Source organism: Nocardioides zeae (genome assembly GCF_010686755.1).
Lineage (GTDB): Bacteria > Actinomycetota > Actinomycetes > Propionibacteriales > Nocardioidaceae > Nocardioides > Nocardioides zeae.
Genome location: NZ_JAAGXA010000016.1, coordinates 1 through 14500 on the forward strand (window position 1 = coordinate 1; position 14500 = coordinate 14500).

The 14500-nt window shown below is 74.1% G+C and carries 10 protein-coding genes; 5 read left to right on the plus strand and 5 right to left on the minus strand.

Going from position 1 to position 14500, the window contains the following annotated elements:
• Positions 1-229: 229 nt before the first annotated feature.
• Entirely contained in the window at positions 230-1324 is a 1095-nt protein-coding gene (locus G3T38_RS18090) for a GDSL-type esterase/lipase family protein (RefSeq protein WP_163773892.1), read from the plus strand.
• A gap of 64 nt (positions 1325-1388) precedes the next feature.
• Positions 1389-3521 (plus strand): RecQ family ATP-dependent DNA helicase, encoded by a 2133-nt coding sequence (locus G3T38_RS18095; RefSeq protein WP_163773894.1) that lies wholly within the window; start codon positions 1389-1391, stop codon positions 3519-3521.
• Positions 3522-3540: 19 nt separating this feature from the next.
• Here the strand turns inward: G3T38_RS18095 and G3T38_RS18100 are convergent, their stop codons facing one another.
• From G3T38_RS18100 to G3T38_RS18110, 3 genes are all read right to left on the minus strand, one after another.
• The gene (locus G3T38_RS18100; RefSeq protein ID WP_163773896.1) at positions 3541-4932 is read right to left on the minus strand and encodes an acyltransferase family protein; all 1392 of its coding nucleotides are present in this window, start codon (positions 4930-4932) and stop codon (positions 3541-3543) included.
• A complete protein-coding gene (locus G3T38_RS18105; RefSeq protein WP_163773898.1) occupies positions 4929-6911 on the minus strand; it encodes a glycosyltransferase in 1983 nt (660 codons plus the stop codon). Before G3T38_RS18105 ends, G3T38_RS18100 begins: the two co-directional genes overlap by 4 nt.
• A gap of 211 nt (positions 6912-7122) precedes the next feature.
• Positions 7123-7629, minus strand: a complete 507-nt coding sequence (locus tag G3T38_RS18110) for a glutathione peroxidase (RefSeq protein ID WP_163773900.1) — start codon at positions 7627-7629, stop codon at positions 7123-7125.
• A 216-nt stretch (positions 7630-7845) separates the two neighbouring features.
• Between G3T38_RS18110 and G3T38_RS18115 the strand changes: the two genes are divergently transcribed.
• Positions 7846-10725 carry a DEAD/DEAH box helicase gene (locus G3T38_RS18115; protein WP_163773902.1) on the plus strand — a complete coding sequence of 960 codons (2880 nt, stop codon included), beginning with the start codon at positions 7846-7848 and terminating at the stop codon, positions 10723-10725.
• A gap of 1 nt (position 10726) precedes the next feature.
• The gene (locus G3T38_RS18120) at positions 10727-11455 is read left to right on the plus strand and encodes an SWIM zinc finger family protein (protein ID WP_163773904.1); all 729 of its coding nucleotides are present in this window, start codon (positions 10727-10729) and stop codon (positions 11453-11455) included.
• A gap of 37 nt (positions 11456-11492) precedes the next feature.
• Here G3T38_RS18120 and G3T38_RS18125 read toward each other — a convergent pair whose 3' ends face one another.
• Positions 11493-12143 carry a LysE family transporter gene (locus G3T38_RS18125; protein WP_163773906.1) on the minus strand — a complete coding sequence of 217 codons (651 nt, stop codon included), beginning with the start codon at positions 12141-12143 and terminating at the stop codon, positions 11493-11495.
• 57 nt (positions 12144-12200) lie between these two features.
• Entirely contained in the window at positions 12201-12758 is a 558-nt protein-coding gene (locus G3T38_RS18130) for an SACE_7040 family transcriptional regulator (RefSeq protein ID WP_163773908.1), read from the minus strand.
• Positions 12759-12900: 142 nt separating this feature from the next.
• On the opposite strand from G3T38_RS18130, the gene G3T38_RS21090 reads away from it, so the two are divergent.
• Positions 12901-14376 (plus strand): zinc ribbon domain-containing protein, encoded by a 1476-nt coding sequence (locus G3T38_RS21090; RefSeq protein ID WP_194247590.1) that lies wholly within the window; start codon positions 12901-12903, stop codon positions 14374-14376.
• Positions 14377-14500 lie beyond the last annotated feature (124 nt).

Below are 14500 nucleotides of genomic sequence, written 5' to 3' on the forward strand. Positions count from 1 at the left end.
TCAACGGCCAGAAGGTCCCCGGCGCCACGTCGCGTTCCTGGACGCCGCCGGCCAGCACCCGCGGCAAGACCCTCACGCTCGGGATCGCGGTCAGCAAGCCGACGTGGAAGTCGCTGAACCAGACGGTGTCGTTCGGCCGCATCGGCTGACCTGCCGACGCTCGAGCGAAGTGCGCACCTTTTCAATCAAAGTCAAGACATTCAATAAGGTGACCATCTAAGTTGGTCCGATGCGTCATCTGCGTCTGCTGTCCCTCGTCGTCCCGCTCGTGCTGGGTCTCGTCCTCACCTCCGCCCTCCCCGCGCACGCCGACCCCTCGAAGTCGCGACCGGGACGCACGGTCGAGGTCCGCGTGCTGACGATCGGGGACTCCGTCACGCAGGGCGTGGCGGGCGACTACACGTGGCGCTTCCGGCTCCAGCGCAGCCTCGCGGCCGTGCAGTCCAAGAGCATCGACGCCGCCGGCCGCACGCGCGCCTACGACTTCGTCGGCAACCGCACGGCCGTGTACGACCAGCAGCTCAAGACCGAGGTGGAGGACTACGCGGACCCGCGGTTCGACCGCGACCACGCGGCGGTCCTCGGCATGCGGGCGTCGTCCCTCCGGTACGACCTGGCCGAGCTCGTGCGCACGACCGACCCCCACGTCATCGTCCTGTCGGTGGGGCTCAACGACCTCCTCAAGGGCTCGGCTCCGACGGCCGTCGTGCCCCACGTCGAGCGCATCATCAACGAGGCGCGCGCCGCGGCACCGGGGGTCGCGATCGTCCTGAGTCACCAGACACCGACCTGGGTCGCCGGCGTCAACGACCTCAACCGGCTCCTGACCCAGGTCGCCTCCCGGCTCGACCGCCGGGGCGCGCGGGTCGACATCGCCGCCGTACCGCCGGTCTACCAGCACGGCAAGGACACCTGGGACCGCTACCACCCCAACCAGGTCGGCGAGATCAAGCTGGCCCACGAGGTCCACCTCAGCCTGCAGCGGCTGGGCTTCGCGGCCCGCCCGAACCCGGTGAACCCGGCCACGTTCCCCGCCGCGGGTCCCCCGCGTGCTCTCGCCGACGTGCGGGTCAGCGCCGCGCCGCGCGGATTCGCCGTGTCGTGGAGCGCCCCCGCAGGGGTCTACGGCGCTCAGGTCTCGTACCGCAACGTCACCACCGGTGGTCCGTGGGTGGTCCACCAGGGCGCGCCGGTGATGGGGCGGACGACCCGGGTGCAGGCCCTCAAGCCGGGCAACACCTACGAGGTGCGGGTGGTGCCCGCCCGCGGCGCGGCGGTCAGTGCGACGCGCTACACGGTGGTCCAGCGCGTGCGCGCAGGCTGACCTCCTCCACAGCCCTGCTGCCCGCGCGTCGCGACTTGTCGCCCCCCGCTGCTAGGAAGGATGCATGGGAGACGACCGCACCGACCGCACCGCCGTGCGCGCCGAGGCCGAGCAGCACCTGCGCGCGATCGTGGGCCGGGACGACGCGCGGCTCCACGACGACCAGTGGGCCGCGATCGAGGCGCTGGCGCTCGACAAGCGGCGCGCGCTCGTCGTGCAGCGCACGGGCTGGGGCAAGTCGGCGGTCTACTTCGTGGCGACCGCGCTGCTGCGCGCCCGGGGGGCGGGCCCGACGGTGATCGTGTCGCCGCTGCTCGCGCTCATGCGCAACCAGATCGAGGCGGCGTCGCGGGCGGGCATCCGCGCCGTCACCATCAACTCGACCAACCTCGAGCAGTGGGACGAGGCGCACGCGGCGGTGGCCGCGGGCGAGGTCGACGTGCTGCTGGTCTCGCCGGAGCGCCTCAACAACCCGTCGTTCCGTGACGAGGTGCTGCCGCGGCTGTCGGCGACCACCGGCCTGCTGGTGGTCGACGAGGCGCACTGCATCTCCGACTGGGGCCACGACTTCCGGCCCGACTACCGCCGGATCCGCACGCTGCTCGCGGAGCTGCCGCGCGGCGTACCGGTGCTGGCGACGACCGCGACCGCCAACCAGCGCGTGACGACCGACGTCGCCGAGCAGCTGGAGGTGGCGGGCGAGGAGGTGCTGGTGCGGCGCGGGTCGCTCGACCGGGAGTCGCTCCACCTCGGCGTCGTGCGGCTCCGCACGAGCGAGCAGCGGCTCGCGTGGCTGGCGGAGCACCTGCGGGAGCTCGACGGCTCGGGGATCGTCTACTGCCTGACCGTCGCCCAGACGCAGGAGGTGGCGCAGCACCTGCGTGACCACGGCTACGCGGTGGCGGCCTACTCGGGCCAGACCGAGCCGACCGAGCGTGCCTCCCTGGAGGCGGCCCTCGTCGCCGGGGAGATCAAGGCGCTCGTCGCCACCAGTGCGCTCGGGATGGGCTTCGACGCGACGCTCGGGTTCGTCGTCAACCTCGGCGCGCCGTCGTCGCCGGTCAGCTACTACCAGCAGGTCGGCCGCGCCGGGCGCGGTGCCGACCGCGCCGACGTCGTCCTGCTCCCCGGTCGGGAGGACCGCGACATCTGGGCCTACTTCGGCTCGCTCGCCTTCCCGCCCGAGCGGCTGGTGCGCCAGACGCTCGAGGTGCTCGACGTCGCCGGTCGACCCCTGTCGACCGCCACGCTCGAGACGGAGGTCGAGCTGGGTCGCAACCGGCTCGAGACGATGCTCAAGGTGCTCGACGTCGACGGCGCGGTGCGCCGTGTCAAGGGCGGCTGGGAGTCGACGGGCCGGCCGTGGGAGTACGACGCGGAGCGCTACGCCCGCGTCGCCGAGGCCCGACAGCGGGAGCAGGAGGCGATGCTGGCCTACCTGGAGACCGACGTGTGCCGCATGCGCTTCCTCCGCGAGCAGCTCGACGACCCGGTCGCCGACGGGCCCGCGGGCGACTGCGGCCGCTGCGACAACTGCGGCGGCCTGCGCGTCTCGACCAGCGTCGACGAGGGGGCCGTCGCCGAGGCACGGGCCCGTCTCGACCGGCCCGGTGTCGTGGTGGAGCCGCGCAAGATGTGGCCGACCGGCCTCGACCGGCTGGGGATCGCGCTGAAGGGCAAGCTGAAGCGGCCCGCCGCGGAGGGCCGCGCCGTCGCGCGGCTCACCGACCTCGGCCACGGCCAGGCCCTGCGCGACCTGTTCCGCGAGGGCCCCGACGGTCCGGTCGACGGGCCGGTGCCGACGCCGCTGGTGCGCGCGGTCGTCGAGGTGCTGCAGGAGTGGCGACCGTCGGTCGACGCGATCGTCGTCGTCGACTCCACGAGCCGGCCGACGCTCGTGCGCGACCTGGCCTCCGGGCTGTCCCGCTACCTGCAGGTGCCGATCGTCGGCACCTGGTCGGTCGTCGATCCGTCCGTCCCGCCCGCGGCGGGCGCGGCCAACTCCGCCCGGCGGGTCGCGGCCGTCGGCCGTCGTTTCGCGCTCGACCTGTCGCAGCACGACGGGCCGCCGCCGCGCGAGGTGCTGCTGGTCGACGACCGCATCGGCAGCGGCTGGTGCCTCACGCTCGCCGCGCACGCCCTGGCCGAGGCCGGGGTCGAGACCGTCCGCCCGCTGGTGCTGGCCGCCGGCAGCTGAGACGGGTGCCGGCCCCGGGTCAGCTGCCCGACCGCGCCAGGGCCGACCGCTCGAGGACCGACCGCGCGAGCGCCGGCAGCCGTCGGGGGCGTGGCGAGGGGACCGGCGCGTCGGCCGCTCCGCGCCGTGGCGGGCGCGGCGCCTCGTCGGGCAGGTGCGGGTAGTAGTTGCGCGGCCGACCGTTGCGGTCCACCGTCGCGAGCAGTTTCTCGCCGATGAGCTCGACGGTGTTCGCGCTCACCCACGCCAAGGCGATCGTCGGCACGGCGACGCAGATCGACGTGATCCAGAAGACGTGCCCGGGGGCCTTCTCGGGGAGCAGTCCCATGCTGCCGACCCACCGCATGACCGGCTCGTGGATGAGGTAGATGCCGTAGCCGAGCCCGCCGATCCACGCGAGCGGACCCCACGACAGGATGCGGGGCCACGGTCCGGCGTGGAGCACGATCGAGGCCATGAACACGGCGACGGCGATCGCGTAGCCGGGGTGCCACCACTCCTGCTGGAGCGTGTCGATGGGGCGCGCGAGCGCCAGGGCCAGCGCCGACCCCGCGCCGACGATCGCGCAGGCGGCGCGGGCGGGTCGGCTCAGCTTCACGCCCGCGACGGTGAAGACGGCCAGCAGCATGCCGATGCCGAAGTCGGTGGCCTTGCCGATCGGCGAGAAGATCATCGACCAGTCCGTCGTCGCGGGCCGCGCGATCTGCGTCAGCCACGCGATGTAGACGAGCCCGGTGACGGTCAGCACGAGCGGGACGCCGAGGGCGAGCGCGACCCGCTCGTCCTTCGACCGCGCCTTGACGACGGCCCGGTGCATCAGCGGCGTCACGAGGGCGATGAGCACGTAGAAGTGGAACTCGACGGCGAGCGTCCAGGCGGGGCCGTTGGTCCAGAAGATGTACTGGTCGGAGTAGACGTGGGTGAAGGTCAGGTGGAGGACGAGGTCCTCCCAGTGGCCGGGGAGGTTCGGGTTGCTCCAGGCCCACACGATGATCGTCAGCACCCAGTAGAGCGGCAGCACGCGCGCGAGGCGCTTCGCCAGGGTGAGCGCCCCGCCACGGCCGGGCTTGCCGCTCAGCGCGGCGGCCGCCAGCGGCAGCCACATGACGAACCCGGACAGCACGAAGAACATGTCGACGAAGAGGTCGACGCCGTACATGAGCTGGTGGCCGACGCCGTCGTAGGGCCACGTGCCGAACGGCCCGGTGCGGTTCCACATGTAGGCGTGCACGATCACGACGAGCAGCGCGGCGACGCCGCGCAGCCAGCCCAGGGGGTACATGGCGCGGCCGCCGCCGCTGGTGCCGCGGGTCTTGCCGATGCCGGCGGACGCCGACGCCTTCTCGAAGGTGCCGGTGACCCCGGTCAGCGCGGCGCGGGAGGGGGCGCCGTTCGTGGGCTGCTCGCTCATGCCACGGCCTTCCGCGAGGTGTCGCGCGGGTGGGCCGACGCGACCGTGCCGTCGGTGGCGGCGGTGCGGGCCGTGACGACCCACTCGCGCTCGCCCCGCAGCTGCTTGAGGTGGGCCACGCGGTTCACCAGGTTCTTGGCGCCGGTGTAGAACACGACGTTCGCGACGGCGTACGCCGCGAACCAGCGGGTGTGCTTCCGCACCTCCGGTACGGCGACGCGCCAGGCCACGAGGGTCTGCACGGCCCCGGAGCTGACGATGTAGAGGCTGAGGAAGAAGAAGATCGGCGAGCTGAGGTCGACGCCCTGGTCGCGCCAGGCGAGGAACAGCATGAGCGGCCAGACCAGCTGCACGATCCACGGGTAGAGCTCGCGCCAGGCGAGGAGGAACAGCACGCCCAGCTTGCGGCGTGCGTCGAGCCCGGAGGTGAGGAGCAGCGGCCACAGGTGCCGCAGCGACACCTGGAACCAGCCCTGCGCCCACCGCAGCCGCTGGCGCCACCAGGCCGTGGGGCTCGGCGGGGCGAGCTCCCGGCTGACGAGGCCCGGGTCGTTGACGATGCGGCCGCCGGCGAGCAGCAGCCGCATCGACGCCTCGATGTCCTCCGTCAGGTAGGAGCCCCGCAGCCGCAGCTGCAGGAGGGTGTCGCGCCGCCAGTAGCCGTTGGATCCGCCGAAGATGCCGAAGCCGTGCAGCAGGGTGCGCCCGGGGTGCGCCACGGCGTACAGCTGCTCGAACTCCACCACCACGAGCCGCGCCAGCGGGGTGTCGGCGTCGCGGATGACGCAGTGGCCCTGCACGACGTCGGCGCCGTCGGCGATCCAGTGCCACGCGCGCTCGAAGGCGCCCGGCATGGGGTGGTGGTCGGCGTCGAAGATGCCGATGAAGTCGCCGGTGGTGACGCGCAGGGCGGCGTTGACGTTCTGCGCCTTCGAGGTGCTGTCGGGCACCTTGAGCACGACGAGCCCGGGGTGCTGCTCGGCGAGCCGCGCGAGGTCGGCCTCGACGGGCAGGTCCTCGGGGCTGTTGTAGGCGAGCACGACCTGGAGGCCGCCCGAGTACTGCTGCGCCAGGAAGGCGTCGAGCGTCTCGAGGATGGTGTCGGCCTCGTTGGGCAGGTAGGCCGCGATGATCGCCGAGGCCGGCGGGGCCTCGCCGGCCTCGCCGTCCGGCAGGGGCGGCGGCGGGGTCGGGTCGAGCGAGGCGAAGCACTCCGCCCAGATCGCCGTCGCGGTGAGGGCCAGCGCGCCGACCACGGCCCAGTAGAGGACCCCGGAGATGTCGAGCCCGAGGGCGTACGTCGCGAAGAGCAGCACCAGCGGCAGCACGAACGCCCCGACGGTGGCGATGAGGACCTGGGCCGTGAACGTACGGCGCGAGATCACCGCCTCCCGCTCGTCCGCGTGCCGCCCGACGGGCTGGAAGTCGCGCTGGGCGACCGAGTGACGGGCGCCGTCGGTGGCCATGCGGATGGCGCGGGCCTCATCGATGCGGGGCGTGATCGGGGCCCAGCCGACCCCGAGCTCGACGTTGTGGACCGACCCGCCGAGACGCCCCAGCGCCTCGAGCGTGAAGTAGGCCATCTCCTGCAGGCGCACCGGGCGTGCGCCGTGGCCCGTGTGGTGGAGACGGAAGACGAGGAGGCCGTCGTGGGTGGCCTCGACGCGTTCGCCCGGCTGGAGGTGGGGGACGAGGTGCGGCGTCACCTCCTCGAGCACGGACTGGCTGGCGTGCATCCGCGCCGACGCGCTGCGCGGCGCGATCCACACCGGGTCGATCACCGCGACGAGGTCCTGGCCGGTACGGCGCCAGGGGATGCCGGGCAGGTGGTCGAGCCAGAGGGGAGCAGCCGAGGGCCGGGCCTCGTGCGGCTCCGCCTCGACGTGCCCGGTCAGCACCTGCAGGTGCTGGCGCAACCGGGCCTCCGCCTGGCGCTGGTGCAGCTCGATGGGTGTCGGTGCCTCCGGCGGTGTGGACACGTGCGTCTCCCCTGACCCCTCGCGACGAACGGCGCGCAGGCAGTGCCCGAGCGCGTGACGTGGCGGTGCCCTCTGCTCCCCAGACGGCTCCGCAGCGCTGCGGAGCCGGCACCCCGTCAGCGTCAACGCGCGAGCCTTGCAGAAGTCTTGAGTTAAATCTGAAGAGGAGGGAGAGGTCTAGACCAGGTGAGCCGTGGCGCGTGTCCGGACGTCAGGCGACGAGGCCCTGCACGGCGGCGACGAGTGCGGGGTCGTCCGGCGTCGTCGTCGGCGCGAACCGGGCCACGACCTGACCGTCGGCGTCCACGAGGAACTTCTCGAAGTTCCACTGCACGTCACCGGGCTCCGGGTTCTTCTTGAAGCCGCCCTCGTCGGCGTACGGCTGGCCGACGAGCGCGTCGTACACCGCGTGCCGGCCCTCCCCGTTGACCTCGATCTTCTCGGTCATCGGGAACGAGACGCCGTAGGTCGCGGAGCAGAACTCGGCGATCTCCTCGCTGGAGCCGGGCTCCTGGCCGCCGAACTGGTTGCAGGGCAGGCCCACGACGGTGAGCTGGTCGGCGTAGGTCTCGGCGAGCTGCTCGAGGGCCTCGTACTGCGGCGTCAGCCCGCACTTGCTCGCCACGTTGACCAGGAGGGCAGGCTTGCCGCCGGTGATCTCGCCGAGGGTCGCGGGGGTGCCGTCGAGGCGGGCGATGGGGGTGTCGAGAAGGGTCATGAGCGCAGGGTACGACGGGGGCCCGAGCGGGCAGCAGGCCGATCGGTCCGGCGCCGCGGAGGGCCGAACTGTGCGGCTGGTGCGGCCCGTCGCGCACGGATCGCGTCGTATCGTCACCTTTCTGGGGCGGTCCGTGATCGGGCCGACCAGGACCGTCGGCGGGCCGCGCTAGGTTCGTCGGGCTGTCGATCGCCCCGTCCCACCCCTGAGGTCCTGTTGAGCTTCGTCCCCCTCGTCGGTCCCGCGACCTTGCGGCCCGGCGCCGTGCCGCGCGAGAGCGCCGTGGCGTTCACGGGCGGTGGGCGCGAGGTCGAGCTGCCGATCCGGGCGGCCCTGCCGGTGCTGACGCGCGCGCAGTCCGACGCGTCGGCGCACCCGAGCGTCGGCCTGCTCGCGGGGGCGGCGCTGCTCGCGGTGCGCATGGTGGCCGCCGGGCGGTTCGAGCCCGACGAGAGCGTCGACTGCTGGCGCGCGGTGCTGGAGCCCGACGACCACGACCGCCTGACCCAGCTGGCCCGGGCCCGGGCCCACGACGACGTCGACGCCGCGGCGGCCTTCGCCATCGGCCGCGCCGCGCTCGACGCCGTGGTCGACACCATGCCGCGCACCCCGCCGAGCGCGGGCGCGAGCCTCGCACGAGGCAGCCAGGGGAGCCGCGGGGACCGGGGCAGCCGGCCCGGTGTCGGCCGCCCCCACCCGCCCCGCACCGACGCCGTCCCCGGGCCGGCCCGCGCGGCCTTCACCGACCGCCTCCGCGAGCGGATCCAGGCGGCGCAGCGCGCGCGGGCCGAGGAGAGCCTCCCGCAGCTGGTCACCCTGTCGCTCCGCGTCGAGGCCGACGAGGAGGAGCTGGTCGCGGGCGCGGTGCGCCTCGTGCTGCAGGTCCACGACGAGCGCAACCCGCTCCACCTGTGCGACGCGGCCCTCCTGTGGAGCGATGCTCCCGACGAGCACGGCTTCGGCTCTCGCGCCCGCACGCACGCCACGATCGCGTTGCGCGACGCGGCGGGCGCGTGGCCGGTGCTCGACCGGTTCCTGACCCTCGCGGTCCCCGACGAGATCACGCTCGACTCCGACGAGATCGCGAGCCTCCTGGAGGACGGCGTCGGCGCCCTGCGCGACCGCGGCGTCGACGTGCTGTGGCCGCGCAGCCTGGGCCACGACCTCACGACCCGCGCGGTGCTCGACCACACGGGCGTCCCCCGTGACGCCGCCAGGGCCGGCAAGCGGGAGGACCTCCTCCACGACGGTCTCTTCGGGCCCGAGGCGATGTTCGCGTTCTCCTGGCAGGTGGCGCTCCACGGCGAGCCGCTGACCCACGAGGAGATGGACGACCTGGCGCGCGCCGCGGCGCCGATCGTCAAGCTGCGCGGCTCGTGGACGGTGGTCGACCCCGAGGTCGCGCGGCGGGCCCGGAAGCGGCTGGTGCGCGCCGTACGGCCCACGCAGGCGCTGGCCGCCGCCCTCACCGGGGTGGTGGACCTCGACGACGCGCCGGCGGAGGTCGTCGTCGGGGCCTCGCTGCTCAAGGTCCGCGAACGCATCACCGGCGCCGCGAGCCGCGAGCCGGTGCCGCCGCCCGCGGGGCTGGAGGCGACGCTGCGGGACTACCAGCGGCACGGGCTCACCTGGCTGGCCGAGCTGACCGGGCTCGGGCTGGGCGCCTGCCTCGCCGACGACATGGGTCTCGGCAAGACCCTGACGCTCATCGCGCTCCACCTCCACCGGGCCGAGCGAGCGGCGGTCGACCCCGAGCAGCCGCTCCGTCCGACCCTCGTGGTCTGCCCGGCCTCGCTCCTGGGCAACTGGGAGGCGGAGATCCGGCGGTTCGCGCCCGGGGTGCCCGTGCGCCGGTTCCACGGCGCGGCCCGTTCGCTGGGCGCCACGGCGGACGAGACCCTCGACGTGGGGCCGAGCGCCGGGACCGGCGCCGACGGGGATCCCGGCTTCGTGCTGACGACGTACGGCACGATGCGCAGCGACCTCACCGGCGAGGCCCGTGCCCTGGCCGGGGTGCGGTGGGGACTGGTCGTGGCCGACGAGGCGCAGCACGTCAAGAACCCCGCCTCCGGCACCGCCCGTGCTCTCCGCCGCCTCGAGACCGACGCGCGGGTCGCGCTGACAGGCACGCCGGTGGAGAACAACCTCACGGAGCTCTGGGCGATCCTCGACTGGGCGACGCCCGGCCTGCTGGGCAGCCGCAACGCGTTCCGCAAGGTGTGGGCGGCACCCATCGAGTCGGGCGCCGACCCGGCGAAGGCGCGGCAGTTCGCCGACCTCATCGGCCCCTTCCTGCTCCGCCGTCGCAAGTCCGACCCGGGCATCGCCCCGGAGCTGCCGCCCAAGACCGAGACCGACCACGTGCTCGACCTGACGCGGGAGCAGGTGGTGCTCTACGAGACCTACGTGCGCGACTGCATGGAGCGCATCGAGCGCTCCGACGAGGACGCCCGTCGCGGGCTGGTGCTGGCGATGCTCACCGGGCTCAAGCAGATCTGCAACCACCCCGCCCACTTCCTCAAGCAGAGCCAGGGGCGGATCGCGGGCCGCTCCGAGAAGCTCGACCTGCTCGACGAGCTCGTGCGCACCGTCGTCGCCGAGGGCTCCTCGGTGCTCGTCTTCACGCAGTACGTCGCGATGGCGCGCCTCGTCGAGCGTCACCTCGCGGCGGCCGGGGTCGGGCTGCAGCTCCTCCACGGCCAGACGCCGGTCGCGGAGCGCGAGCGCATGGTGGCCGCCTTCCAGGCCGGTCCGGAGGCGGGCGGCCCGCCGGTGTTCCTGCTCTCGCTCAAGGCCGGCGGCACCGGGCTGAACCTCACCCGCGCCGACCACGTGGTCCACGTCGACCGCTGGTGGAACCCGGCGGTGGAGGAGCAGGCGACCGACCGTGCCTACCGGATCGGCCAGACCCGGCCCGTCCAGGTGCACCGCTTCGTCACGCGCGGCACGATCGAGGAGCGCATCGCCGAGCTGCTGCGGCGCAAGCGTGGGCTGGCCGACGCGGTGCTCGGTCGCGGGGAGGCCGCGCTCACCGAGCTCGACGACGCCGAGCTGCGCGACCTCGTCACCCTGCGGCGCGACCCCGGGACGGTCTGACGTGGCACCGGGGCCGGAGGTCCGGGTCACCCACCCGCGGCTGGCGCCCCGCCGCTCCAGCGGTCCGCGCCCCTGGTGGGCGAAGGCCTGGGCGCGTGCGGTCGAGGAGGCGGCGTTCGCCGAGCGCGACCTCCGTGACGGGTCCCGTCTCGCCCGCGCCGGGATGGTGGGCGCCATCGGCATCGGGCCGGGCTCGGCGCTGGCCGCCGTCCGCGACGACGACGACGCGTGGACGGTGACCGTGGAGGTGCCCCGGTGCGACGACGACGCCCTCGACGGGCTCGTCGAGGTGGTCGCGGCCGTGTCGGGTCGGATCGCCGCGCTCCTGGCGGGAGACCTGCCCCACCAGCTCGTCGAGGAGGCGGAGGAGGTGGGGGCCGAGCTGCTGCCGTACGGCGGGGAGCTCGCCACCACCTGCACGTGTCCCCACACGCTCGATCCCTGTGCCCACGCGCTCGCGGTGCTCGTCCAGCTCGGTTGGCTGGTCGCGGAGGACCCGCTCGTGCTGCTCGCGCTCCGGGGCCTCCCGCGCGACGAGCTGGTCGCCCGGCTGCACGCCCGCGGCGCGGCCGTGCGCGCGCAGGGCCTGGTGGCCCTGACATCGGACCAGCCCGGCCAGCCCGGCCAGCCCGGCCAGCCCGACGAGCTCGACGTGGCGGTCGACGCCGCGCTGCGCGCCGCCCGGGTGCTCGCCGCCCTCGACCGCGGCGAGGTGCCGGAGCGCTGGTGAGGGAGCGGCTGGTGAGGGGGCCGGGTCGACCGGCTTCCTAGCGGTCCGCCACCAGGATCGACGCGCCGAGCCCGACCATCATCACGCCGCCCGTCGCCCCGAGACGGTCGAGCCGCGTGGGCCGGCGGGCGAACCAGGCACGGGCCCGGGAGGCGGCCAGGGCCCAGACGGAGTCGGACACGACCGCCATCGCGGCGAACGCGAGCCCGAGGGCGGCCACCTGGAGCCCCGTCCCGCCGGCCGACGGGTTGGTGAACTGCGGCAGGAACGCGACGAAGAAGACGAGCGTCTTCGGGTTGGTGACCCCCACGAGCGCACCGATCCGCAGCGCGGAGAGCGGGGATCCGACGGGTGCGGCCCCCGCGCCGGTGGTCGCGTCCTCGAGAGCACGCCGGGCGTCGGCACGGTGGCGGACGGCCTGGATGCCGAGGTAGACGACGTAGGCGGCGCCCACGAGCTTCACCACCGTGTAGGCCGTGGCGCTCGCCGCGACGACCGCGCCGAGCCCGACGGCGACGAGCACCACCTGCACGAAGACCCCCGCGCCGTTGCCGACGACGGACAGCAGCGCGTCGCGGCGACCGACGGTGAGCGCTCGGCCGATGGTGAAGAGCAGGCTGGGTCCGGGCAGCTGGATGAACAGCAGCGAGGCGAGGAGGAAGGCTCCCCACTGGTGGAGGTCGGGCACGGGCTGATGGTGCTGCCGGGCAGGCGTGCCCGCAAGCGGTTTCCCGGATCCGGTCGCTCAGGCGACCCCGAACCCCCGCAGCGCCATGCCGTGCAGCAGCTCCCGCATGGCGGCGTCCGGCAGCAGCGCGCTGTGCGGCGTGGAGTTGAGCAGCCCGAACGCGGCGTGGGCCGTGGCGCGGGCCGCCTCGAGGTCGAGGTCCGGGTCGAGCTCGCGGAGCCGGTCGGCCCACACGTCGACGTACGCGCGTTGGAGGCTGCGCACCTGCTCCCGCGCCTCGTCGGGGAGCGAGCTCCAGTCGCGGTCCTGCACCACGATGAGGTCGCGGTGGTCGAGCGCGAAGGAGAGGTGCCAGTCGACGAGCGCGTCGAGGGCGGCCCGCGGGGAGTCGGCGGCCTCGACCCGCTCGAGGCCGACGCGCAACAGCTCCTCGCTGATCCCGACGAGCAGCTCGGCGAGCAGCGCGTCCTTCGACGCGAAGTGCTTGTAGAGCGCCGGCCCGGAGATCCCGCAGGCGGCGCCGATGTCGGTGACGGCGACGCCGTGGAAGCCGCGGCGCGCGAAGAGGGCCGCCGCGGTGGCGAGGATCTGCTCGCGGCGGGTCGGCGTGGTCACGGGCCCAGGTTAGTGGTCGTTCACCTCCCGCGGTACGGACCGGCGGGTTAGACGGACCACCGTCGGGGTAGACGACGCCGCCAGGCCGGACCCGCCCCCGCGGCCACGGCCCCCTGACACGACCTTGACCGAGGAGCTGCTCATGTCCACCTGCACCGCCTGCGGCGGCGAGATCACACCGGGCTCCGCCTTCTGCGACCGCTGCGGCACCCCCGTCGACGCGGGCTCGAACGCGCCGTACGGCGGGAGCACGTCCGACGACGCCCCCACCTCCGTGGCCGGCCCCTACCCGCCGCAGGGCGGCGGCTACGGCGATCAGTCCTACGGGAACCAGCCGTACGGCAACCAGTCGTACGGGAACCAGCCCTACGGGCAGGGCTACGACCAGGGCCAGGGGTACGACCAGGGCCAGGGCTACGGGCAGGACCAGGGCTACGGGCAGGGGTACGGCCAGCAGGGCTACAGCCAGGGCTACCCGCAGGCTCCGGGCGGGTACGGCGGGGGGTTCGGCCCCGGCGGTCCCGGGGGCCCGGGGGGACCGGGCGGCGCGGGCGGCAAGAAGGGCAAAGGCATCTGGATCGTCGTCGGCGCCGTGGTGGTCGTGCTGGCGATCGTGGCGGCCCTCGTGCTCGTCTTCGTCCTCAACGGCAACGACGACGACGACCGCGACGACGACCGCGATCGTGACCGCGGCACCTCGACGGGCATCGAGCTCGGCACGACGAACGAGTTCGACGTGACCGACGGCCAGGTCGAGATCGAGCTGGAGGACGTGGACGCCGACGACCTCGTGCTGCTGGCGGCGTCGGGCAACGGCGACCTGTCGGAGCCGGACGTCGACGCGAACGACTTCGCGATGCTCGAGACGTGGGAGGGCGACGACCCCTTCGCGGTCTGGGGCGCGGCCGAGGACGGCACCCAGACCATCACGCTGGACTACGCCGGCGACGCCGACACCGTCGAGCTGTGGGTGCAGGTGGAGGACGCGGACTCCCTCAGCCCCGGTGACGAGGTCCCGGTCGCGGACGACGCCCCGATCGGCGCGGCGTTCTTCGATCTGGACGGCGCGAGCTACGAGGTGCCGGAGGGCATCTACACGACGGACGTCGACGCGTACTTCTGCGGCAACGGCGACGGCTGCTACCTCTACAACGAGACGCTGGTGGTCGCGACCGAGCAGGGTCTGGTGTTCCCGGAGCCCGAGGCCGAGGGCTCGGACGACCCGACCGAGGGCCCGACCGACGGGCCCACCGAGCCGACGGGCGACCTGGCTGAGGGCCGGTTCCCCAACGGGATGACCTTCAACTCGCCGACCACGCTGGCGGACCCGACCGCAGGGGGCGAGCCGGCCCTCGCGAGCCTCGACTTCCAGGTGACGACCGGCGGCTCGATGGAGGTCGACGCGGTCAACCTCTACCCCGACTTCGACATCCGGATGGCGGTGTACGACGCGGAGGGCAACACGGTGTGCTCCGCCGACGACACCGCGGTGTTCGGCGACGAGTCCTGCTCGTTCGAGGCGGTGCCGGGCACCTACACCGTCCTGCTCGCGGCGGACGTGACGGACGTGCTCCCCAGCGCCGACCCTGACGACTACATCTCGGTCTACCTCAACTGACCCCCCGGTCGTGGGGGGGGGGGGGGGGGGGGGGGGGGGGGGGGGCCCCCCCCCCCCCCCCCGGGGCGGGGGGGGGGGGGGGGGGGCGGGGGGGCGGCCCCCCCCCCCCCCCCCCCCCCCCACC